The sequence below is a fragment of the Marinobacter sp. genome, assembly GCF_040882185.1.
GTDB lineage: Bacteria > Pseudomonadota > Gammaproteobacteria > Pseudomonadales > Oleiphilaceae > Marinobacter.
In genome coordinates this window covers 84,304-107,439 of the sequence record NZ_JBBEBW010000013.1, presented here as the reverse complement: position 1 = coordinate 107,439, position 23,136 = coordinate 84,304, and the positions used below count along the sequence as shown (strand labels likewise).

17 protein-coding genes and 1 pseudogene are annotated in these 23,136 nt (G+C 53.5%); 15 read left to right on the top strand and 3 right to left on the bottom strand.

Annotation, left to right across the window (positions count from 1 at the left end; all coding sequences use genetic code 11):
- Positions 1-16: 16 nt before the first annotated feature.
- Positions 17-898 carry an NAD(P)-dependent oxidoreductase gene (locus tag WEB64_RS08500; protein WP_368057283.1) on the bottom strand — a complete coding sequence of 294 codons (882 nt, stop codon included), beginning with the start codon at positions 896-898 and terminating at the stop codon, positions 17-19.
- A 127-nt stretch (positions 899-1,025) separates the two neighbouring features.
- A complete protein-coding gene (gene gltA / locus WEB64_RS08495) occupies positions 1,026-2,300 on the bottom strand; it encodes a citrate synthase (protein WP_368057285.1) in 1,275 nt (424 codons plus the stop codon).
- Positions 2,301-2,906: 606 nt separating this feature from the next.
- On the opposite strand from gltA, the gene sdhC reads away from it, so the two are divergent.
- The 13 genes from sdhC (at position 2,907) to rluB (ending at position 18,106) form a co-directional block, all read left to right on the top strand.
- On the top strand, positions 2,907-3,281 hold the full coding sequence (sdhC, locus tag WEB64_RS08490) for a succinate dehydrogenase, cytochrome b556 subunit (RefSeq protein WP_368057287.1): 375 nt from the start codon (positions 2,907-2,909) through the stop codon (positions 3,279-3,281).
- Positions 3,275-3,619, top strand: coding sequence for a succinate dehydrogenase, hydrophobic membrane anchor protein (gene sdhD / locus WEB64_RS08485; protein ID WP_368057289.1), 345 nt, complete (start codon positions 3,275-3,277; stop codon positions 3,617-3,619). Before sdhC ends, sdhD begins: the two co-directional genes overlap by 7 nt.
- Positions 3,620-3,622: 3 nt before the next feature.
- Positions 3,623-5,395: a succinate dehydrogenase flavoprotein subunit gene (sdhA, locus tag WEB64_RS08480; protein ID WP_368057291.1), complete on the top strand. Its 1,773-nt coding sequence runs from the start codon at positions 3,623-3,625 to the stop codon at positions 5,393-5,395.
- A 13-nt stretch (positions 5,396-5,408) separates the two neighbouring features.
- A complete protein-coding gene (locus WEB64_RS08475) occupies positions 5,409-6,113 on the top strand; it encodes a succinate dehydrogenase iron-sulfur subunit (RefSeq protein ID WP_368057293.1) in 705 nt (234 codons plus the stop codon).
- A 316-nt stretch (positions 6,114-6,429) separates the two neighbouring features.
- Entirely contained in the window at positions 6,430-9,267 is a 2,838-nt protein-coding gene (locus WEB64_RS08470) for a 2-oxoglutarate dehydrogenase E1 component (RefSeq protein ID WP_368057295.1), read from the top strand.
- Between the two features lie 25 nt (positions 9,268-9,292).
- Positions 9,293-10,549 (top strand): 2-oxoglutarate dehydrogenase complex dihydrolipoyllysine-residue succinyltransferase, encoded by a 1,257-nt coding sequence (odhB, locus tag WEB64_RS08465; RefSeq protein ID WP_368057297.1) that lies wholly within the window; start codon positions 9,293-9,295, stop codon positions 10,547-10,549.
- Between the two features lie 36 nt (positions 10,550-10,585).
- Positions 10,586-12,025 carry a dihydrolipoyl dehydrogenase gene (lpdA, locus tag WEB64_RS08460; RefSeq protein ID WP_368057299.1) on the top strand — a complete coding sequence of 480 codons (1,440 nt, stop codon included), beginning with the start codon at positions 10,586-10,588 and terminating at the stop codon, positions 12,023-12,025.
- Positions 12,026-12,108: 83 nt separating this feature from the next.
- Entirely contained in the window at positions 12,109-13,275 is a 1,167-nt protein-coding gene (sucC, locus tag WEB64_RS08455; RefSeq protein WP_368057301.1) for an ADP-forming succinate--CoA ligase subunit beta, read from the top strand.
- Positions 13,275-14,147, top strand: a complete 873-nt coding sequence (gene sucD / locus WEB64_RS08450) for a succinate--CoA ligase subunit alpha (protein WP_368057303.1) — start codon at positions 13,275-13,277, stop codon at positions 14,145-14,147. Before sucC ends, sucD begins: the two co-directional genes overlap by 1 nt.
- A 154-nt stretch (positions 14,148-14,301) precedes the next feature.
- Positions 14,302-15,516 carry a tryptophan--tRNA ligase gene (locus WEB64_RS08445; protein WP_368057305.1) on the top strand — a complete coding sequence of 405 codons (1,215 nt, stop codon included), beginning with the start codon at positions 14,302-14,304 and terminating at the stop codon, positions 15,514-15,516.
- Positions 15,517-15,648: 132 nt separating this feature from the next.
- On the top strand, positions 15,649-16,383 hold the full coding sequence (locus WEB64_RS08440) for a ScpA family protein (RefSeq protein WP_368057371.1): 735 nt from the start codon (positions 15,649-15,651) through the stop codon (positions 16,381-16,383).
- 58 nt (positions 16,384-16,441) lie between these two features.
- A complete protein-coding gene (gene scpB / locus WEB64_RS08435; RefSeq protein WP_368057307.1) occupies positions 16,442-17,122 on the top strand; it encodes an SMC-Scp complex subunit ScpB in 681 nt (226 codons plus the stop codon).
- 33 nt (positions 17,123-17,155) lie between these two features.
- Positions 17,156-18,106, top strand: coding sequence for a 23S rRNA pseudouridine(2605) synthase RluB (gene rluB, locus WEB64_RS08430; protein WP_368057309.1), 951 nt, complete (start codon positions 17,156-17,158; stop codon positions 18,104-18,106).
- Positions 18,107-18,158: 52 nt separating this feature from the next.
- On the opposite strand, the gene WEB64_RS08425 is transcribed toward rluB, so the two are convergent.
- Complete coding sequence (locus WEB64_RS08425) at positions 18,159-19,100, bottom strand: GGDEF domain-containing protein (protein WP_368057311.1); 942 nt, start codon at positions 19,098-19,100, stop codon at positions 18,159-18,161.
- A gap of 271 nt (positions 19,101-19,371) precedes the next feature.
- Between WEB64_RS08425 and WEB64_RS08420 the strand changes: the two are divergent.
- Positions 19,372-19,473: pseudogene (locus WEB64_RS08420) on the top strand (GntR family transcriptional regulator); the annotation flags it as partial.
- A 109-nt stretch (positions 19,474-19,582) separates the two neighbouring features.
- On the top strand, positions 19,583-23,086 hold the full coding sequence (smc, locus tag WEB64_RS08415) for a chromosome segregation protein SMC (RefSeq protein WP_368057313.1): 3,504 nt from the start codon (positions 19,583-19,585) through the stop codon (positions 23,084-23,086).
- Positions 23,087-23,136 lie beyond the last annotated feature (50 nt).

Sequence of the window (23,136 nt, the reverse complement as noted above, 5' to 3'; positions counted from 1 at the left end):
AAGTCGTGAGAGGGCTTTACTGGGGACGAATGCGACGTAGCCGTTCAAGTAACGATGATGTGTCCCAACGTCGACCCCCCATGGCCTGCACGTCCCCGTAAAATTGATCGACTAACGCCGTTGCCGGGAGTGCTGCGCCGTTTCTTTCGGCCTCGTTGAGACAAATAGAAAGATCCTTGCGCATCCAGTCGACGGCAAAACCGTGGTCAAACTTGCCAGCAAGCATGGTGCCGGCACGATTGTTCATCTGCCAGGACTGAGCTGCGCCCTGGGATATAACGTCCACCACCTTCGCTGCATCAAGTCCTGCACGTTCTGCGAAATGCAGTGCTTCAGACAGCCCCTGCAACAATCCGGCAATAGCGATCTGGTTGACCATTTTGGTCTTCTGACCCGATCCGACTGGGCCCATCAGATTGAGTGCTTTGGCATAGCAAGTCATCGCAGGTTTGGCATGACTAAAATCGCTATCACTGCCGCCGCACATAATCGTTAACTGGCCATTCTCGGCACCTTGCTGGCCACCGGAGACCGGGGCGTCGACAAACCCCAATCCGGCTTCCCCGGCTTTAGCTGCCAGATGCTCGGCGACATCCGCTGACGCCGTAGTGTGATCTACCAGGACCGCACCGGAAGTTGCGTTTGCGATGATGCCATCTGGCCCTTCGTAGAGACTGATTAAATCCGGGTCAGCGCCGACGCATGTGAGAATAATGTCGGCGCCCGCAACTGCGGACGCAACATCGGTATACGCAGTGCCTTTGTATTGTTCGGTCCATTGTTGGGACTTTGCTGCGGTCCGATTAAAAACCCTGACGTCGAAGCCAGCGCTAGCTAAATGGCCAGCCATTGGAAAGCCCATAACGCCTAACCCGAGAAATGTGACGGTTGTGCTCATTGAAAACTCCAGATCGTTGTTGTTGGCGGAGATTACCCGTGGGGTACTTTTAACCATTATTTCTGATAGAGCCTAAACAAAAAAGGCCGCTGATGTCAGCGGCCTTTCCTTTGGCGTCGTCCCGGTTCTATTTCTTGGGGAAGTCGCGTGCGGTCTCACCGGTATATAACTGGCGAGGACGGCCAATCCGGTAATCACCACTAACCATTTCGTTCCAGTGGGAAAACCAGCCAATGGTCCGTGACAAAGCGAAGATAACCGTGAACATCGACGTCGGAATACCCATAGCTTTCAGAATGATTCCGGAGTAGAAATCGACGTTGGGGTAGAGCTTGCGATCAATGAAATAGTCGTCTTCCAGAGCGATTTGCTCCAGCCGCTGAGCGATCCTGAGCATAGGGTCATTCTCGAGGCCCAGCTCGGCAAGCACTTCATGACAGGTTTGTCGCATGACTTTCGCCCGTGGATCGAAGTTTTTGTAAACCCGGTGACCGAAGCCCATGAGGCGGAATGGGTCATCTTTATCCTTGGCTTTAGCGACAAACTTCTCGATGTTCGCTTCATCGCCGATCTCGGCAAGCATAGCGAGGACAGCTTCATTGGCGCCGCCGTGGGCGGGGCCCCAAAGCGCTGCAATACCCGATGCAATGCAGGCGAAGGGGTTCGCTCCGGTGGAACCGGCCAGCCGCACGGTAGAAGTTGAGGCGTTCTGCTCATGATCGGCATGGAGAATAAAAATACGATCCATGGCTTTTGCCAGCACCGGGCTGGGCTTGTAATCATCACAAGGAGTGCCAAACATCATGTACAGGAAGTTTTCAGCGTAGGACAAGTCATTTCGCGGATACATGAAGGGCTGACCACTGGCGTATTTATAGCACCAGGCTGCAATTGTGGGCATTTTTGCGACCAGGCGATGAGCAGTGATTTCGCGCTGATGGATGTCGGTAACATCCATCTGGTCGTGGTAGAAGGCGGATAGGGCGCCCACTACGCCACACATGATCGCCATCGGGTGCGCGTCACGGCGGAAGCCGTTGAAGAAATTGCGCATCTGATCGTGGATCATGGTGTGATTCTTGACAGTATCGCGGAAAAGCTGATTCTCTTCAGGAGTAGGAAGTTCGCCGTGAAGTAGGAGGTAACAGACCTCAAGGTAGTCCGAGTGTTCTGCCAACTGCTCGATAGGGTAACCCCGATGAAGGAGAACGCCGTTCGCGCCATCAATATACGTGATTTTTGATTCGCAGGCTGCTGTCGAAACGAAGCCGGGATCGTAGGTAAAAACGCCTTCCTGAACCAAAGCCCGGACGTCTATAACGTCGGGGCCGGTCGTGCCTGAATAAACCGGCAGCTCAATCGATTTGTCACCCACCGAAAGCGTGGCTTTCCTGTCGGTCATGGGGCTCTCCTATTTTCAGCATTTTTGAGGCGCAAGATGGCGCGTATTATTACACAGGTTGCGCACGTTCCGTCACTATGGGACGGATACCGCATTGCGCTAACGTACCTGTAGCCGCAAATTCTATTGGTAATTCAAGAAGGTGGCTTTTAAAAGGCACTGCCTGAGTTGCAAGCAGCCGCTACTTTTCCACTCTGGTTGTTGTTAAGGCTGGCCGCAAAATATAGGGAGTTGGCTTTTTTTGTCAATGTAAAGAGCCATAAAAGCTCAGGGTTACTGATGAGGATACGGCCATTAGCTTGGCTGGACAACGGGTTTTCGGCACCTCGAAATCGGTTTTGTCAATTAGCGTAATAGCGGTCTGCGGTCGCTGAAATAGCGGGCTTTTCGCATGTTGCGCGTTTGTAATTCCGGGGACCACTCCTTATAATCCGTAGCCCGGAATCGGGGACATGTCATCCCGCCGCGTTATCAAAGACGTTAACGGTAATGTTCTCTCCTGGCGTCAACACCCATTGGGGAATACTGTGTGTTGAACAATACTTACCAACTATCTGCTGCCGACCCTGTCGGAATTGCGGACCAAAAAGAGAGTGTGAGAGCGCTGTGAATAGCAAACGACCAGTAAATCTCGATCTCAGCAAGTTTCATTTTCCGCTGCCAGCTATTACATCAATCCTGCACCGCGTCAGCGGCATCATCATTTTTGTTGGTGTTGCGTTCATGCTGTATGGCCTTGATGTTTCCCTGTCCGGGGAAGCGGGCTTTGAGCGTGTGAGTGAACTTCTGAGTGGCTTCTTTGCGAAGCTGATTGTGTGGGGCATTATCTCTGCGCTGTTATATCACCTTGTCGCCGGTATCAAACATCTCCTTATGGACATGGGGATTGGTGAAACACTGGAGGGCGGTCGCTTAGCAGCCAAGTTAACGATCATTATCTCAGTTGTGCTCATCATCTTGTCGGGAGTTTGGATATGGTAAACAGTGCCACGAATTTTGGTCGTAGCGGTGTACAGGATTGGATGGTGCAGCGTGTTTCGGCCTACGTATTGGCTTTGTATACACTCTTCCTGCTGGGCTTTGTGTTTTTCACGGACGTAACTTACGAGACCTGGAATGGTTTGTTTGCACAGACCTGGTTCCGTATTTTTAGCCTGCTAGCCCTGATTTCTATCGGAGCACACGCATGGATAGGGTTGTGGACTGTCACGACTGACTATATCAAAGCGGCAATGCCGAGATTTCTTGTCCAGGCAGCATGTGGTTTGACCATGTTTGTTTATGTGGTCTGGGGTGTACAGATTCTTTGGGGGCAATGATTAATGGCTAACATCAAGACCATTTCTTACGACGCAATCGTTATTGGTGGTGGTGGTGCGGGCATGCGCGCCGCGCTCCAGCTGACCGAGTCCGGCGTTAACACAGCTTGCGTTACCAAGGTGTTCCCGACGCGCTCTCATACGGTGTCCGCGCAAGGCGGAATTACTTGTGCCATTGCCAGTGCGGATCCAAACGACGACTGGCGCTGGCATATGTATGACACCGTCAAGGGCTCCGACTACATCGGCGACCAGGATGCCATTGAGTATATGTGTTCGGTGGGGCCTCAGGCCGTGTTTGAAATGGAGCATATGGGGCTTCCTTTTTCACGTACGGAGCAGGGACGAATTTATCAACGTCCTTTCGGCGGTCAATCAAAAGATTATGGCAAGGGCGGCCAGGCAGCCAGAACCTGCGCTGCAGCGGACCGGACCGGCCACGCATTGCTTCACACGCTTTATCAGGCCAATCTCAAGGGTGGCACTACTTTCCTGAACGAATGGTATGCCGTCGATCTGGTCAAGAATGAAGAGAATCAGGTCGTCGGGGTAGTGGCGATTGAAATCGAGACTGGCGAAGTGGCTTACATCAAGGCGAAGGCAACTGTTTTGGCCACTGGTGGTGCCGGTCGCATCTATGCCTCAACCACCAACGCACTGATCAACACCGGTGACGGAATTGGCATGGCACTTCGGGCTGGCTTCCCGGTGCAGGACATGGAAATGTGGCAGTTCCACCCCACCGGTATCTATGGCGCAGGTACGTTGGTGACAGAGGGCTGCCGGGGCGAGGGCGGTTACTTGATCAACGCCGAGGGCGAGCGTTTTATGGAACGCTACGCTCCCAACGCAAAAGACCTTGCCGGCCGTGATGTGGTAGCTCGTTCGATGGTTATCGAGATACTAGAAGGTCGTGGTTGTGGGCCGGACAAGGACCACGTTCTGCTGAAGCTTGATCACCTGGGCGAAGAAACGCTGAATCTTCGTCTGCCGGGTATTTGTGAGCTTTCCAAAACCTTCGCGCATATCGACCCGGTGAAAGACCCTGTGCCAGTCGTGCCAACTTGCCATTATATGATGGGCGGCATTCCGACAACCGTTGGTGGCCAGGCTTTGACCCAGGATGAGAGCGGCAAGGATCAGGTTATAGAAGGTCTGTTTGCCTGTGGTGAAGCCGCCTGTGTGTCCGTACACGGCGCAAATCGTCTGGGTGGCAACTCGCTGCTTGACCTTATTGTCTTCGGCCGTGCGGCCGGTCTGCACATCGAAGAGCGTTTACGTGCTGGCTTCGAAACGACTGCCGCGACGGAAGCTGACATAGAGCGGGCCATGGCTCGTCTTAATCGCTTGAACAGCGCGACAGAGGGCGAAAGTGTCGCTCAGGTGCGTAAAGATCTTCAGAACTGTATGCAGTTGTATTTCGGTGTCTTCCGCGATGGTGAGAGCATGGCCGAGGGTCTCAAGAAGCTTGATTCCATTGGCGAGCGAGCACGCAACGTCAAAATCGGGGACACAAGCAATGCGTTCAACACCGCACGCATTGAAGCGCTTGAGCTCGAGAACCTTTTTGAGGTCGCTTATGCCACCGCATTCTCGGCCATGGAGCGCCGCGAAAGTCGCGGTGCCCACGCCCGTAACGACTTTACGGAGCGCGATGATGACAACTGGTTGAAGCATTCGGTTTACTTCCCGCTCGAAAAGCGATTAGGTAAGCGTGATGTCAACTTTACGCCGAAGACGGTCGATACCATGCAGCCTACGATTCGGTCGTATTAAGGGGGACTCTGATATGTTGGTAAGCCTGTATCGTTATAACCCGGAAACAGACAATGCACCTTATATGCAGGACATTGAGCTGGATATTCCGGAAGGAAGAGATTTGATGGTGCTTGACGTCATCACTCTTCTGAAAGAAAAAGACCCGACGATCGCTTTCCGTCGCTCCTGTCGTGAGGGTGTGTGTGGCTCTGACGGTATGAACATGAACGGCAAGAACGGTCTTGGTTGTATTACGCCATTGTCGGAAGTCGTCAAGAAGAACAAGTTGGTTCTGCGCCCGCTGCCGGGCCTGCCGGTGGTTCGTGACCTGGTTGTGGATATGAGTATTTTCTACAAGCAGTATGAAAAGGTTATGCCGTATCTTTTGAACGACAAGCCAGCACCGGCGATAGAGCGTCTGCAATCTCCGGAAGATCGTGAGAAGCTTGACGGTTTGTACGAGTGCATTTTATGCGCCTGTTGTTCGACCTCTTGTCCTTCGTTCTGGTGGAATCCGGATAAATTTATCGGCCCCGCCGGGCTGCTTCAGGCGTATCGATTCCTCGCTGACAGTCGCGACACCGCTCAGGCGGAGCGTTTGTCACAGCTCGACGATCCGTTCAGTGTATTCCGCTGCAGGGGGATCATGAATTGCGTCAGCGTTTGTCCGAAGGGTCTGAATCCCACAAGGGCTATCGGCCATATCAGGGATCTCTTGCTACAAAGGGCCACCTGAACAGCAAAAGCTGCTAAAACCGCTATACTGGTTTGGCAGAATTCTAATCGCTCCGGAAGTCTCACAATGGGGTAGGCTTCCACCAATGGCCAATAGTTAAAAGGTCATTGAAGGAGCATACTACGGTAGCCGTGGCGAGGGCCCACAAAGCCTTCCCGCGGGTTTACCGAGTATAAAACCACTGGGAAACGGACAACATCCGTGCGAGCTGTGGTGGCGGCAGCAGTCGATCCCGTAAAAACCCGTATTGACTGAGAAATACCTCTGACCGACCATAGTGAGCTCCCCCGCACCAGTCCAAGGTGAGCTATTCACAATGCATGAAAGCATCATGGAGCAGTTATGGCAGACTTCCCACCTTCAAGGGGGGAATCTGGCCTATGTCGAGCAGCTATTCGAAACCTATCTAACTGATCCGAATGCCATTCCCGGAGAATGGCGCAGCTATTTTGACAAGCTGCCAAGTGTCGATGGCCAACAGGGCCGTGATGTTAATCATTCGACGATTCGCGAGCAGTTTGAGCACATTTCCCGGAACCAGCGTTTTCTTGCCAATGGCGGTGTGCCTGCCAGCGCGACGTCCGATGCGGATAAGAAGCAGATCCGGGTTTTGCAACTGATAAACGCTTACCGTTTCCGGGGTCATCAGGAAGCGAAGCTTGATCCCCTGGGTGTTTTGATTCGCCCTGAAGTGGAAGATCTCGACCTGAGTTTCCACGAGCTGTCCCAATCAGATCGTGACATTGAGTTCCAGACTGGCTCTCTGTGCTTCGGCACCGAAACCATGAAACTCGGTGACATCTTTGATGGCCTGCGTCAAACCTACTGCGGCAGTGTTGGCGCAGAATATATGCATGTTGTCGACACCCGCATCAAACGCTGGTTTCAACAGCGAATGGAGCCAGTCCGGTCGCGTCCGGAATACGACGAGAAAACCCGTCGTCATATACTTGAGCGCCTGACAGCCGCTGAGGGTTTGGAAAAATATCTGGGCTCCCGGTATCCCGGCGTCAAGCGCTTCGGCCTCGAGGGCGCCGAAACCCTGATTCCCTGTCTTGACGAGTTGATTCAGCGCGCGGGTAGTTACGGTGCCAAGGAGATCGTTCTTGGTATGGCACACCGGGGCCGGCTCAACGTGCTGGTCAATACCCTGGGTAAGAATCCGAAGGAATTGTTCGACGAGTTCGAAGGCAAAAGGCTGGCCGATTCCGGCTCAGGCGATGTTAAATATCATCAGGGCTTTTCCTCAAATATCATGACAGAGGGCGGCGAAATTCACCTCGCCCTGGCTTTCAACCCATCCCACCTTGAAATTGTTTCCCCGGTTGTCGTGGGGTCAGTAAGAGCCCGCCAGACCCGTCGCGAAGATCGCAATGGTACTCAGGTACTCCCGATTATTATGCACGGCGATGCGGCCTTTGCAGGTCAGGGCGTGGTGATGGAGACCTTCCAGGCGTCTCAGACTCGTGGTTTTGGTGTGGGTGGGACGATTCACATCGTCATCAATAACCAGGTTGGTTTCACCACCAGTCGTCAGGAAGATGCGCGGTCAACGGAATACTGTACTGACGTTGCCAAGATGGTCCAGGCCCCGATTCTGCACGTTAATGCGGACGACCCCGAAGCTGTCTTGTTCGTTACTCAGATGGCGATGGATTACCGTCATGAATTCAAGCGTGACGTGGTAATCGATCTGGTCTGCTACCGTCGTCGCGGGCACAACGAGGCGGATGAGCCCTCGGCAACCCAGCCAGTGATGTACGATAAGATCCGGAAATTGAAGACAACCCGTGATCTATATGCCTATCAGCTGATTGAAGCCGGGTTGTTGAATGAAGACGAGGCCAAGAAAATGGAACTCGACTTCCGTGATGAGCTCGATAAGGGTGACCACGTGGTCAAATCCCTCGTCAAAGAGCCGAATAAAGAACTCTATGTTGATTGGCTACCCTACCTGGGCCATGAATGGACCGCGAAATGTAAGACCAGTGTTGGTTTGAAGACGCTGAAGCGTCTTGGTAAAAAGCTGGGGCAACTGCCGGAAGGTTTCTCTGTTCAGCGCCAGGTGTCCAAAATTGTCGACGATCGAAACAAAATGACTGCCGGGGCGCTACCCATTAACTGGGGTTACGGTGAAGTCATGGCCTATGCCACGCTGTTGAATGAAGGCCATCCGATTCGTATTACCGGGCAGGATGTTGGACGTGGCACCTTCTCTCATCGGCATGCTGTGCTCCATAATCAGAAGGGTGGTGATACCTTCATTCCCCTGCAGCAGTTGTCTGAAAAACAGCCGTTATTTGAGATTTATGACTCCTTCCTGTCGGAAGAAGCCGTCATGGCCTTTGAGTATGGCTACTCGACGACCACGCCTGATGCCTTGATTGTCTGGGAAGCACAGTTTGGTGATTTTGCTAACGGCGCCCAGGTTGTCATAGACCAGTTCCTGACCAGTGGCGAGCATAAATGGGGACGGCTTTGCGGCTTGACCTTGCTACTGCCTCACGGTTATGAAGGCCAAGGGCCAGAGCACAGCTCAGCGCGTATTGAGCGCTTTCTGCAATTGTGTGCCGAGCACAATATTCAGGTCTGTGTACCTACCACACCAGCGCAAACGTTCCATATGCTCCGTCGCCAGGTCAAACGAGCATTCCGCAAGCCTTTGGTTGCGATCACGCCAAAAAGTCTGTTGCGTCATAAAGAAGCGACGTCTGGTCTTGACGATTTCACGGAAGGTACCTTTCAGACGGTATTGCCGGAGAAAGAACCCTCCGACCCAAAGAAAGTCCGCCGCTTGATCATGTGCAGCGGTAAAGTTTATTTCGATCTTCTGGAAAAGAAGAAAACGGATAATCGTGAGGATGTCGCCATCCTGCGGCTTGAGCAATTGTATCCTTTTCCATCGGATGATCTCGATGAATTGATCAGTCAGTACACCAAGTTGCAGAATGTGGTTTGGTGCCAGGAAGAACCCATGAACCAGGGGGCGTGGTATTGCAGCCAGCACCACATGCGTAATGCGCTGCATCGTCACAATCCCAAGCTGTATCTCGAGTATGCCGGTCGCGACGCTTCTGCAGCCCCGGCGTGCGGGCACTTGTCCGTACACATCGAGGAACAAAAGAAGCTGGTTAACGCCGCATTTGAAATTTGACGAGCTACCGAACTAAGGACCAGAGATGTCAACAGAGATAAAAGCCCCCGTTTTTCCCGAGTCGGTTGCCGAAGGTACTGTGGCAACATGGCATAAAAAGCCTGGAGAAGCTTGTGCCCGGGACGAGCTGATTGTCGATATTGAGACCGACAAGGTGGTTCTGGAAGTAGTTGCGCCCGCTGACGGCGTCATTGAGGAAATCCTCAAGGACGAAGGCGACACCGTCGAAAGCGGTGAGGTGGTTGGAAAGTTCAAGGCGGGAGCCAAGGGCGAGACCAAAGACGATGGCAACGACTCCGGTAGCAGCGAGGGCAAGTCCGAGGAATCTGCACTTGAGAAGACATCTGGGAACGGTGCTTCTCACGATGAGAGTGCGTCAAAAGGCGAAGCTATTCTCAGCCCGGCCGCGCGTAAACTGGCAGATGAGAACAGCATTGACCCTGATTCGGTCAAAGGTACCGGTAAAGATGGCCGCGTTACCAAAGAAGATGTCCAGAGCCATATCGAGAGCGGTGCCGCCAGCAAGCCTGCTGCATCAAGCCCTGACACGTCGACTCCGGAAGTAAACCTTGCTCCTGGTGAGCGCCCCGAGAAACGGGTTCCAATGACCCGTCTACGGGCAAGCATCGCAAAGCGCCTGGTGAATGCTCAGCAAAGCGCCGCCATGTTGACGACGTTCAACGAAGTCAACATGAAGCCTTTAATGGATCTGCGCAAGCAGTACAAAGATGGCTTCGAGAAACGTCATGGCGTCAAACTTGGCTTCATGTCGCTTTTCCTCAAGGCGTCTACCGAAGCACTGAAGCGTTTTCCGGCGGTCAATGCGTCCATTGACGGCAACGACATGGTTTACCATGGCTACCAGGATATCGGCGTTGCAGTTTCAAGCGAACGCGGACTGGTTGTTCCAGTGCTACGTGATACCGATGCGATGGGACTGGCCGATATCGAGAAGAAGATTGTTGAATTTGGTACTAAAGCGAAGGACGGAAAACTGGGCATAGATGATATGACCGGTGGAACCTTCACTATTTCTAACGGCGGTGTGTTCGGGTCCCTGATGTCGACCCCCATTCTCAACCCGCCGCAGACAGCAATCCTGGGTATGCATAAGATCCAGGAACGTCCGATGGCAGTGGATGGCCAGGTAGTAGTGCTGCCAATGATGTATCTGGCGCTGTCTTACGATCACCGGATGATTGACGGTAAAGAAGCCGTTCAGTTCCTGGTGGCAATCAAGGATATGGTGGAAGATCCGGCGCGTATTCTGCTGGACGTCTGAATCTGCCACTCAACGAATCAGAAAACGGGATAAAACATGTCTGATAAGTACGACGTCATCGTCATTGGTGCTGGCCCTGGCGGCTACGTAGCGGCCATCAAAGCAGCTCAGTTAGGTTTGAAAACTGCCTGTGTAGAATCATGGATTTCAAAAGACGGTAAGCACAAACTGGGGGGTACCTGCCTGAACGTAGGTTGTATTCCGTCGAAGGCGCTGCTGGAAATTTCCCACAAGTTCGAGGAAGCCAACCATGGCTTTGCCGATCAGGGCATCATGGCGAAGGATGTCAAGATCGATATCGCCAAGATGATGGAGCGGAAATCCGGCATCGTAGAGCAACTGACGGGTGGTATTGCCGGGCTATTCAAGTCCAACGGTGTTACCACTATTCAGGGTCATGGGAAATTGCTGGCTAACCGCCAGATTGAAGTGACCGACAGTGACAATAATAAGCAGGTATATGAAGCCGAGAACGTGATTATCGCCACCGGCTCCAAGCCCATTCAGATTCCGCCCGCGCCTTTCAAAGAAGGTTATATCGTGGATTCTGAAGGTGCGCTTGAGTTTGACGAAGTGCCGAAACGTCTCGGTGTTATCGGTGCGGGCGTCATCGGTCTCGAACTCGGTAGTGTCTGGGCCCGCCTTGGTTCTGAAGTTACCGTCATTGAAGCACAGGATTCGTTCCTGCCGGTGGTAGATCAGCAGGTGGCAAAAGATGCTCTGAAGCAATTCAAGAAGCAGGGGTTGCAGATAGAGCTGGGGAGCCGCATGACCGGTGCTGAAGTTAAACGCAAACTGGTCTATGTGAACTATGAAAATGCCAGCGGCAAACAAGAGCAGAAATTTGACAAGCTGATCGTTGCCGTGGGGCGTCGCCCCTACACCGATAATCTGCTTTCGGCAGATGCCGGTGTTAATCTTGATGAACGCGGCTTTATTTTTGTTGATGATACCTGTCAGACCGATGCGCCGGGCGTTTGGGCTGTTGGGGACGTGGTAAGAGGCCCGATGCTGGCTCATAAAGCCTCCGAAGAAGGCATTATGGTGGCCGAGCGGATCGCGGGTCACAAACCACAGGTCAATTACGATTGCATCCCTAACGTTATATACACCTTCCCGGAAGTTGCCTGGGTGGGCAAAACAGAAGAGCAGGTAAAGGCTGATGGTGATGCCTATAAAGTCGGTACGTTCCCGTTTGCCGCCAATGGTCGTGCCATGGCTGCTAACTCGGCTTCAGGCCTGGTGAAAATTATTGCCGACGAGAAGACTGACCGCATTCTGGGCTTCCATGTAACGGGCCCCCAGGCATCTGAAATAGTGGCTCAGGGTGTGATAGCCATGGAGTTCGGCTCCAGTGCGGAAGACCTGGCGCTGACCTGCTTCGCACATCCGACGTTATCTGAGTCGGTTCACGAAGCGGCTCTGGCTGTTAACGATGGTGCGATTCACATCGCCAACCGTCGTAAGAAAAAATAAGACAGACTTGGTAAGCAAAGGGATGCAGCAGTTCATCCTTTCGCACAGGAACAGACGTTTCATTTACAAGCGGGACAATTGTTATGAATTTGCACGAATATCAAGGCAAACAGCTATTCGCTGAATACGGTTTGCCGGTTTCTAAGGGTATCGCTTGCGATACTCCTGACGAAGCAGCAGCGGCAGCTGATAAAATTGGCGGTGATCGCTGGGTTGTTAAAGCTCAGGTTCACGCAGGTGGTCGAGGTAAAGCTGGCGGCGTCAAGCTGTTGGACAATAAAGATGACATTCGCGCGTTTGCTGAAAAATGGCTCGGCAAGAACCTGGTGACGTATCAGACAGACGAGCATGGCCAGCCGGTAAGCAAGATCCTGGTCGAGTCCCTGACCGATATTGATCAGGAACTGTACTTGGGTGCAGTAGTTGATCGTGGAACCCGTCGTATTGTGTTCATGGCGTCGACTGAAGGTGGCGTTGAGATCGAGAAAGTGGCAGAAGAAACGCCAGAGAAGATTCTCAAAGCGACCGTTGATCCATTAGTGGGTGCGCAGCCTTACCAAGCCCGCGAACTGGCATTCAAGCTGGGTTTGAAAGGCGATCAGATCAAGCAGTTCACCAAGATTTTTATGGGCCTGGCAAAACTGTTTGAAGACTATGACCTGGCGCTGCTCGAAATTAACCCGTTGGTTATTACAGATAAGGGTGATCTTCATTGCCTGGACGCCAAGATCGGCGTGGACGGCAATGCACTTTACCGTCAGCCTAAACTTCGCGACATGCACGATCCCTCACAGGAAGATTCCCGTGAGGCTGACGCTGCCAAGTGGGAGCTGAACTACGTTGCCCTTGAAGGCAACATCGGTTGTATGGTTAACGGCGCGGGCCTTGCCATGGGCACCATGGACATCATCAAGCTTAGTGGGGGCCGACCGGCTAACTTCCTGGATGTTGGCGGCGGTGCTACCAAAGATCGAGTGACTGAGGCGTTCAAAATCATCCTGTCTGACGAAAACGTCAAGGCAGTTCTGGTGAACATTTTCGGCGGTATCGTCCGTTGTGACATGATCGCTGAAGGCATTATCGGTGCAGTGAAAGATGTGGGCGTCAAGGTGCCAGTTGTGGTTCGTCTTGAAGGCAACAACGCTGAGCTTGGCACCCAGGTGCTCGCGGACAGCGGCCTCAACATCATCGCCGCCACCAGCCTGGCGGATGCCGCAGAACAAGTCGTTAAAGCCGCAGGGGGTAAGTAATGAGCATCCTGATTAATAAAGACACCAAGGTAATCTGTCAGGGCTTCACCGGCGCGCAGGGTACATTCCATTCCGAACAAGCCATTGCTTACGGAACCCAGATGGTTGGCGGCGTAAGCCCCGGCAAAGGTGGCACAGAGCACCTGGGTCTTCCCGTGTTCAATACTGTACGTGATGCCGTGGAGAAAACCGGCGCCACAGCAACGGTTATCTACGTTCCTGCTCCGTTCTGCAAAGATGCGATTGTCGAAGCGGCAGATGCTGGTATTGAACTGATCGTGTGTATCACCGAAGGCATCCCGACGATTGATATGCTCTATGCGAAAGAATATGTCGATCGCAAAGGTGTACGGATGATTGGTCCAAATTGTCCGGGCGTGATCACGCCGGGTGAAAGCAAGATCGGCATCATGCCTGGGCATATCCACAAGCCGGGTAAGGTAGGCATTGTTTCCCGCTCCGGTACCCTGACGTACGAAGCGGTTAAACAGACCACTGATTTTGGTTTTGGTCAATCTACCTGTGTCGGTATTGGTGGTGACCCAATTCCGGGCTCTAACTTTATCGATATTCTGCAATTGCTGCAGGATGACCCGCAAACCGAAGCCATTGTCATGATCGGTGAAATCGGCGGTAATGCAGAAGAAGAAGCGGCTGCGTTCATCAAGGCCAATGTTACCAAGCCGGTTGTTTCCTACATTGCCGGTGTTACTGCACCTCCAGGCAAGCGTATGGGCCATGCAGGGGCTATCATCGCTGGTGGTAAAGGCACTGCGGATGAAAAATTCGCAGCTCTGGAAGATGCCGGCGTCAAAACCGTGCGTAGTCTCGCCGAGATTGGCAAGGCGCTGAAGGAAGTGACTGGCTGGTAAGTCGCTCTTTCAATTGAAAACCCCCGGGTCCGGTTCGGCTGGACTACGGGGGTTTTTTGTATTTACGTTAACCTTGTCTGCACATGAGTCTATAATCACCGTCCAGTCTCTTTTATGATGACCCATACTATCTGATACGAAAGGAGTTCATGCTTTGAGTTCTGTAGATTCCCAGCAACGGGTGCTGTCCGGGATGCGACCAACCGGCAAACTGCATCTTGGTCACTATCATGGTGTGCTTAAAAACTGGGTTAAACTCCAGCATGAATTCGAATGCTTTTTCTTTGTCGCTGACTGGCATGCGTTGACTACGAATTACGATGATCCGTCGATGATCGAGTCCAGCGTATGGGATATGGTGATCGATTGGCTTGCGGCCGGGGTAAATCCTGGCTCCGCCACGCTGTTTATTCAATCCCGTGTGCCCGAACACGCTGAGCTCAATCTTCTGTTGTCGATGATTACCCCTCTTGGCTGGCTCGAGCGGGTTCCGACCTATAAGGATCAGCAGGAGAAATTGCGGGAAAAGGACCTGGCGACATACGGTTTCCTGGGTTACCCGCTACTGCAAAGTGCCGATATTCTGGTTTATCGTGCAGGCCGCGTCCCGGTCGGGGCAGATCAGGTCTCCCATGTAGAGATCACCCGGGAGATCGCTCGCCGTTTTAACCATTTGTATGGCCGTGAACCTGGTTTTGAGGAGCAGGCTGAAGGCGCCATCGTCAAAATGGGTAAGAAGAACGCCAAGCTCTACCGTAGCCTGAAGAAGCGTTATCAGGAGGGTGGAGATATGGAAGCCCTCGAGACCGCCCGCGCGCTGTTAAAAGAGCAGCAGAATATTTCCATGGGCGATAGCGAACGGCTTTACGGTTATATCGAAGGTGGCGGTAAGGTTATCCTGCCAGAACCTCAGGCACTGCTAACGCCGGATTCCAAAATGCCTGGGCTGGACGGACAGAAGATGTCCAAATCCTACGGTAACACCATCGGTTTGAGGGAAGAGCCTGATACCGTCGCCCAAAAGATCCGGACGATGCAAACAGACCCTCAGCGAGTGCGTCGCACCGATCCGGGAGAGCCCGAAAAGTGCCCCGTGTGGGGACTCCACAAAGTTTACTCGGATAATGACACTCAGGAATGGGTACAAAAGGGCTGTCGCAGTGCTGGCATTGGTTGCCTGGACTGCAAGAAGCCGGTGATCGACGCCATTGTTGAGGAACAGCGGCCGTTGCATGAGCGCGCCCGGGAATATGAAGGCAATCCTGATCTGGTTCGCTCCATCATCGACGAAGGATGTGAGCAGGCCCGCGATGCGGCCCGGGATACACTTGAGGAAGTGAGAGCCGCGATGGGTCTTCGGTATCGTTGATCCGTTAAGGTCGAGGCAGGTAATTCCATGACGGATGACACAAGTGGCGAGACTCTGGACACGGGGTACAGCACGGTCGTAACGGCTGCGGTATCCCCGGTTGCGAAGGTGTCTGGTAAAGCCTTTGTGGATATGCCGAAAGATCTGTACATCCCGCCTGATGCGCTGGCTGTCTTTCTCGAAGCCTTTGAGGGCCCGCTGGATTTACTGCTGTACCTTATTCGTCGACAAAACATGAATATCCTGGATATTGATGTCAGTGAGATCACTCGCCAGTACATGGATTATATCGGTGCAGTTGAGGCGATGCGATTTGAGCTTGCGGCTGAGTATCTGGTTATGGCGGCTACGCTGGCGGAGATAAAATCCCGCATGCTGTTACCGAGGCAAGAAACAGACGACGATGAGGACCTCGATCCGCGCGCGGAGTTAATACGTCGTCTCCAGCAATACGAGCGTTTCAAGCAGGCAGCGGAAGATATCGACAGCTTGCCGAGGATGGAGCGGGATACCTATGCCGGAAACGCAGCTTTGCCAACGTTGGCGACTACCCAGGCTCCACCGGATGTGGGTTTCGAGGAGTTGTTGTTGGCCTTGCAGGGTGTGCTTCAGCGAGCGGATCTTTTTACCAGTCACCATGTTGAAAGAGAGCGTCTATCGACCCGGGAGCGGATGTCCTCCATCCTGGCGGCTCTGCAAGGTGATCAGTTTGTCAGTTTTGAAAGCCTGTTCTCGGTCGAGGAGGGGCGTTTAGGTGTTGTGGTCACATTTATCGCCACACTTGAATTGATCAAGGAACAGTTAATCGACATCGTTCAGGCTGAAGTGCTTGGTTCTATTCATATCAGGGCTCGGGCTGTTTGTTGAGGGTATTCCCTCTACCGCAACCGTTACGAACTCTGTATTCCCATGACTCCGGGGTGTTATGAACGAGGAACATATTCATCGTCTCCAGGCCATTGTCGAGGCTGCGTTGATCGCCGCGGGCAAGCCCATGGCGCTTGAACAACTTCGCGAACTGTTTGATGAAGACGAGCGGCCGACACGGCAAATCATGGAACATGTCCTGTTCCAGCTTGAACAAGCCTGTGAAGGTCGTGGGTTTGAATTGATGAAGGTCGCCAGTGGCTACCGGTTTCAGGTGCGCCAGGAGTTTGCTCCCTGGGTCGCTAAATTGTTTGAAGAAAAGCCCCAGCGTTACTCCCGGGCGTTACTGGAAACACTTGCTCTGGTGGCTTACCGTCAACCGATCACCCGGGGTGAAATTGAGGATATTCGTGGCGTCACCGTGAGCAGCAATATCGTCCGGACGCTTTTAGAACGTGAATGGGTGCGGGTGGTGGGTCATCGAGATGTTCCCGGTCGGCCAGCAATGTACGCAACCACGAAGCAGTTCCTCGATTACTTCAACCTGACCAGTCTTGATAAAATGCCGCCTTTATCCGAAGTAAGAGACCTCGATGAAATTGGCCGCGAAATCGAAAAAACCATGCAGGCCGAAATTGAGTTCGAGTCGCCGCCCTCTGGTAATGCAGAGTCGGACGATGAACCCGTCAACGATTCTGAATCGGCCATCAACGATACTCATGATCAAACATTTCACTGACCATTTGGTCAGCTGAACCAAAAGGAACCAGTAATGGCGTCAGAACGCCCACATAGCCGCCCGAGAAGAACGGCTACCGCTACTAACGTAGAACCGGAGCGCTTGCAGAAGTTGCTGTCCCGCGCCGGTGCAGGCTCGCGCCGAGAAGTTGAAGGCTGGATAGAAGAAGGCCGGGTTACGGTCAACGGCCACGTTGCCGAGCCTGGTCAGAAAGTCACGGTGAGTGACCGGATCGAGCTTGACGGTCGCAGGCTTGAAACAGCTTCTGCTGCCGAGACGGTTCGCAGAGTATTAATGTACAACAAGCCCGAGGGAGAGGTCACCACCCGAAACGACCCGGAGGGCCGTCCGACCGTGTTCGATAGTCTGCCCAAACTCAAAGAGCACCGATGGATAGCGATTGGGCGCCTCGACATTAATACCACCGGATTAATGCTGTTCACAACCGATGGTGAGTTGGCCAACCGTCTGATGCACCCGTCCCGCCAGATTGATCGAGAGTACGCTGTGCGCGTGTTCGGGGAGGTCGAGGACGCAATGCTTCAACGCATGCACGATGGCGTTTTGCTGGAAGATGGGGTCGCGCGCTTCTCAGACATTACCTCAGCTGGGGGTAAGGGCATCAATCGCTGGTTCCACGTAACCTTGTTTGAGGGTCGCAACCGGGAAGTTCGCCGGTTGTGGGAATCTCAGGGTGTACAGGTGTCACGTCTCAAGCGGGTACGCTATGGGCCAGCCTTTATGCCCAGTCGCCTGAGCGTGGGGAAATGGGAAGAATTGGATCAGAGATCCGTCGATGCGCTGAGTAAAGCGGTAGATTTGCCCTCTATCACCTTGCCCAAAAAGACGCCGGGAGAGGCGGCCGTACACGAACGCAAGCAACGTAAGCAACCTTCCAGGCCGGTAAAGAAAGGTCGAGGCAGCAAATGGCAGGTCAGTGGCACCAAGGCGCCAGCGGACCGAAAACCTGCGCGTAAGAGATAACCCTGGCGTTGGAGCCTGAATGCCGCTCAGGCGCCAGGCTTAGAGGGTGGGCTCAGGCTTTGCTATTGATGAAATCGGCAACCCGGGTACAGTTTCTGCCCTGGTCTTTGGCGTGGTATAGGGCGTCATCGGCTCGGGCAAGCCACTCAAGGGGCGTTTCTCCCTTTTGACGCATCGCGACACCGGCACTCGCCGTGGTTGTCACATTGGTGTCACCGCAGTTCACTAAGATTTGACCGATAAACTCCCGAATGCGGTCAGCAACCAGGCGAGCTTCGGTTACCTCGGTATGAGGCAGGATAACGGCAAACTCCTCACCCCCGAATCTATACAAGCTGTCGCTGTTGCGAGTAGCCTTGGCCAACGCCTTTGCCACTGCCTGCAGGAAGAAGTCCCCCACCACGTGGCCATGGGTGTCATTTACGATCTTGAAATTGTCGAGATCGCACAGAATCAAAGTGTAGTCATCACCGTGCCGGTTGCTCAGGTAGCAACCTTTGGTAAGGGCAAGATCAAGGGCCCTTTTGTTGGGAATGTTGGTCAGAGCATCGGTGTGAGCCGCCTGCTGAACCGCTGTGTATTGGCAGGCGTTCCTGATGGGGCAGATCGCCACGGCCAGCAAATGTTCGACCCCCTCGAGTTCCTCCTCGGAGAACCGGTTCCGGCGGGTAAGCGTCAACCCACCGTAATTGACCCCTTCCAGGGTGAGTCTGAAATCACAACGGTGCTGCCCGCCCATACCTGATGCATAAACAAATTCCTGGGAACCGACGGTATTGCGATACATCAGGTGATCATAGGATATGACCTGAGCAAGTTCGTCGGCAAAGATGGCGACCAATGCTTCCAGTGAAAGTGATGTAGTCATTCTCCGGGCCAACCGGCTGAAGACATCGTCCGCTTCCTGCCATTGGGTGCTGGCTTTACGCAGGGCGGCGAGCTTGCGGGGCTGATCGCCTTTTAGAGCAGTAAAAGGAGTCGTGTTGCCTGACATTGCCTGTTCTCCGGGTGAATAACGCTTTTCGCTCGGATAATGCAATAATAATGCCGTTTTAATAAACTTTATTAATATCATTATAATATGGCATGTAGCTTGATCTGGGTTTAATACTTCCCGCCGAGTTGTCATTTTTTCGTCTTCGAATCGGCACCGTCTGCTCAGTTAATGTAGGGCTCTCAATGTGAAGGCACTCGGGTACTGCGACGGTTGTGATACACTTCGCGACCTGCAGGCCATGGCCGAATTACCCTGAATGAAGGCAGCTATGAGATTCTGGGCGCCAGAAAGTCTGTCGGAGCAATTTGCCCAGCATTTGGGGCAAAGAATTATTACCGGACACTTGGCCCCCGGTGAACGCATCCAGGAATCAACGCCGCCAGGTACTCAGTATTCTTGGACAGGCGGAGTCGGCCTGACATTGCCAGACCGGACAAGCCGTTTTCTTGGACCCGTAGAGCGAACGAACTGATTACATAATGCGCCTGAAATCGATCAAACTGGCGGGCTTCAAGTCCTTTGTTGACCCAACCACGGTGCCATTCCCCTCCAATATGACCGCCGTCGTCGGGCCTAACGGCTGTGGTAAATCCAACATCATCGATGCTGTGCGCTGGGTCATGGGCGAAAGTTCAGCAAAGTACCTGCGCGGTGAGTCCATGACCGACGTCATCTTCAACGGTTCCAGCGCGCGCAAGCCAGTCGGGCAAGCATTCATTGAGCTGATTTTTGATAACACCAGTGGCGCAGCACCAGGCGAGTTTGCCAAGTTCAACGAGATTTCGGTTAAAAGACGCGTATCCAGAGAAGGTCAGTCTGACTACTTCCTGAACGGTACCAAATGTCGGCGCCGTGACATCACCGATTTGTTTCTGGGGACCGGCCTGGGGCCCCGAAGCTATGCCATCATTGAGCAGGGCATGATCTCCCGCTTGATTGAAGCCAAGCCGGAAGAGCTTCGGATCTATATCGAGGAAGCAGCGGGAATCTCCAAGTACAAAGAGCGCCGCAAAGAGACCGAAAGCCGCATGCGGCGGACCCAGGAAAACCTGGAGCGACTGACCGATCTGCGAGAAGAGTTGGAGCGTCAGCTTCAACACCTGCAACGCCAGGCCCAATCTGCTGAGAAGTACAAAACCTTCAAACACGAAGAACGACAGAAAAAAGCCGAGTTGATTGTGCTGCGCTGGCAGACACTGGATACCGAGCTGCAAGTTGCACGAACCCGAATTCGTGAGACAGAACTTGAGCTGGAAAAAATACTGACCGAACGGATCAATCTGGAAACTTCTCTGGAATCTCTGCGGGGAGGCCATCAAGAGCGAACGGAACATTTTAACAAAGCCCAGGCCCGCTATTATGAGGCAGGCGCCGATATTGCCCGTATCGAGCAGAGCCTCGAGCATCAGCGTGAGCGTGGTCGACAAATGGCTGCCGAACTTGATCAGGCCATGGCGAATCAGCGCGAACTGGCCCGGGAACTTGAGCAAGATGAAACCAAGCTCAACGGTATCCAGGAAGAGATTTCCATGCTCGGGCCGGAGCAGGAAGCCCTGACAGAACACTCGGAGCAGTCCGCAGAGCAACTGCAGCAAGCCGAACAGTCAATGAATGAATGGCAGCAAGCCTGGGAGACATTCAGCAATCGGTCTTCAGAAGCACGCCGTCAGGCAGAACTCGCCCAGTCCCGAATTCGCTCTCTGGAAGAAACCATTGAACGTCTAATCAGTCGACAACAGCGTCTCGACGACGAAAAAGCTCTGTTGGAAGGGCAGCTCGATCGGGAAGAGCTTGAGGGATTAATTGAGCAAGAACAGATTGCCAGCTTGCAACGGGAAGAGGCAGGTGAGCGCATTGATGCCATTCAGAGTCGCTTACAGGACGCCCGCCAGCAACAAAAAGACGCTGACTTCCAAGTCTCTGAAAAGCGCCAGAATGTCCAGACGCTGAAGGCCAGCATGGCCTCCCAGCAAGCCATGCTCGACGAGCAGATGGGTGGACAGGATGACGACCTGCAGACCTGGTTGGCCCGCTATGGTCTTGGTGAGCAACCCCGGATAGCGAAGGAAATGAGTATCGACCCGCGCTGGTCATTCGCCGTTGAACAGGTGTTGGGGCATCTGTCCCAGAGTCTTTGTGTTTCGAACATTACGGACCTCACAGAGGCTCTGTCGTCGGCTCCGAAAGGTGCGTCTTTAGTAGAATCCGGTGCTGGGCAAAGGTCATTGGAAAGAGACAGCTCGACACTCAACTCCAAGGTGAAAAATGCCAGCGGCTTCAGCGACCTGCTCGATGCTATAAAAACTGCTGAGTCACTGGATGAGGCGCTGAGACTTCGAACACAGCTTGCTCCTTCCGGCAGCATCCTCACCCCGGACGGTGTCTGGCTTGGCCGTCATTGGCTGCGAATGCCGCTGTCCGAGGCGGGTCAGATCGGAGTATTCGAGCGTCAGCAAAAGGTATCGCAGCTGCAAGCCGACTATGAAAATGCGGCGAGCGAACTTGAGCAACAACTTGCCCGGCTGGGAAAGCTGGAAGAGCAAACAGCCTTCGCCGAAACTGAACAGGATGATGCCCGTAAAACGCTGGGCGATGCAGAGCGGTCGCTTGGAGAGCTGACCTCACGAATCAGTGGCCTCAAAGCACGGGCTGAACAGATTGATGCACGCCTGCATCGCATCGTCGATGATGTCGCCGATGTCGGCGAACAGTTAGCGGAACAGCAGGAATTGTTGGCCGACGCTCGTTTTGAATGGCAAGAAGCGCTCTCCCGAACCGAAGATAACGAGGAAGAAAAGGAAGTCCTTTTGGCTCGGCGTGACACCCTGAGAGAGAGTCTCGACCATCTGCGACAACAGGCACGGCATGATCGTGACCATGCCCACCAATTACAATTGCAGGTACATACACTCACCAGTCAGCGCGACGGGTTGCGCCAGACTCTTGACCGCATGCAGTTACAGCGGGAGCGACTGGAAGAACGTGTGGATATGCTCCAGGAAGGGCGGGAAAGCGCTGAAGAGCCAGTGGAGGATCTTCAGATGCAACTGGAGGGCCTTCTTGATCGCCGCCTGGCAGAGGAGGATAAACTCTCTGCTGCCCGGGATGCCCTGGAAGACATCGACCGGGAAGTTCGGGAGAAAGAGCAGGGTCGGAGCAGGGCAGAGCATGTCCTTCAGGATATCCGGCAGACTCTCGAGAAGTGCAAGATGGAATCCCAGGCTCTGGAAATTCGTTCAGGCAATTACCTAGAGCAGTTGAGGGAGCTGGACGCCAGCCTCAAAACCGTGCTCGGGGCTATGCCCCCCGAGGCCACTGAGTCTAGCTGGGAAGAAGAACTGGAAAAGATCGCGGGCCGCATCCAGCGCCTTGGTGCGATCAACCTGGCGGCTATCGAGGAATACCAGGTACAGAGTGAACGCAAAAACTACCTGGACAGCCAACACGAAGACCTGGTCGAAGCCCTGGATATTCTGGACAACGCCATCCGCAAGATAGACCGGGAAACCCGGCAACGGTTCAGGGAAACCTTTGACAAGGTCAACGACGGTTTGCAGGCCCTGTTTCCAAAAGTCTTCGGGGGTGGTAACGCCTACCTCGAACTCACCGGAGAAGATCTTCTGGAGACCGGCGTGGCCATCATGGCGCGTCCGCCCGGCAAGAAAAACAGCACGATCCACCTGCTATCCGGTGGCGAGAAGGCCCTGACCGCTATTGCCCTGGTTTTTTCGATATTCCAGCTTAATCCGGCGCCTTTCTGTATGCTGGACGAGGTAGATGCGCCACTGGATGACGCCAACGTGGCGAGATACGCCAATATGGTGAAAGAGATGTCGAACCAGGTCCAGTTTATCTATATCACCCACAACAAAATCGCCATGGAAATGGCAGCTCAGTTGATGGGTGTGACAATGCATGAACCCGGCTGTTCACGCCTGGTTTCAGTAGATGTTGAAGAAGCGACCGCACTGGCCGAAATGTGAACAACCGGGCTTCGATTTGTTAGCATGGAAAAGTGACAAAAAGGCCATGT

Bases quoted from the DNA above. Each gene is read 5' to 3' on its own strand.
- WEB64_RS08500 (WP_368057283.1), bottom strand. From the start codon at position 898: ATGAGCACAACCGTCACATTTCTCGGGTTAGGCGTTATGGGCTTTCCA.
- gltA (WP_368057285.1), bottom strand. From the start codon at position 2,300: ATGACCGACAGGAAAGCCACGCTTTCGGTGGGTGACAAATCGATTGAG.
- sdhD (WP_368057289.1), top strand. From the start codon at position 3,275: ATGGTAAACAGTGCCACGAATTTTGGTCGTAGCGGTGTACAGGATTGG.
- sdhA (WP_368057291.1), top strand. From the start codon at position 3,623: ATGGCTAACATCAAGACCATTTCTTACGACGCAATCGTTATTGGTGGT.
- WEB64_RS08475 (WP_368057293.1), top strand. From the start codon at position 5,409: ATGTTGGTAAGCCTGTATCGTTATAACCCGGAAACAGACAATGCACCT.
- WEB64_RS08470 (WP_368057295.1), top strand. From the start codon at position 6,430: ATGCATGAAAGCATCATGGAGCAGTTATGGCAGACTTCCCACCTTCAA.
- odhB (WP_368057297.1), top strand. From the start codon at position 9,293: ATGTCAACAGAGATAAAAGCCCCCGTTTTTCCCGAGTCGGTTGCCGAA.
- lpdA (WP_368057299.1), top strand. From the start codon at position 10,586: ATGTCTGATAAGTACGACGTCATCGTCATTGGTGCTGGCCCTGGCGGC.
- sucC (WP_368057301.1), top strand. From the start codon at position 12,109: ATGAATTTGCACGAATATCAAGGCAAACAGCTATTCGCTGAATACGGT.
- sucD (WP_368057303.1), top strand. From the start codon at position 13,275: ATGAGCATCCTGATTAATAAAGACACCAAGGTAATCTGTCAGGGCTTC.
- WEB64_RS08440 (WP_368057371.1), top strand. From the start codon at position 15,649: ATGCCGAAAGATCTGTACATCCCGCCTGATGCGCTGGCTGTCTTTCTC.
- scpB (WP_368057307.1), top strand. From the start codon at position 16,442: ATGAACGAGGAACATATTCATCGTCTCCAGGCCATTGTCGAGGCTGCG.
- rluB (WP_368057309.1), top strand. From the start codon at position 17,156: ATGGCGTCAGAACGCCCACATAGCCGCCCGAGAAGAACGGCTACCGCT.
- WEB64_RS08425 (WP_368057311.1), bottom strand. From the start codon at position 19,100: ATGTCAGGCAACACGACTCCTTTTACTGCTCTAAAAGGCGATCAGCCC.
- smc (WP_368057313.1), top strand. From the start codon at position 19,583: ATGCGCCTGAAATCGATCAAACTGGCGGGCTTCAAGTCCTTTGTTGAC.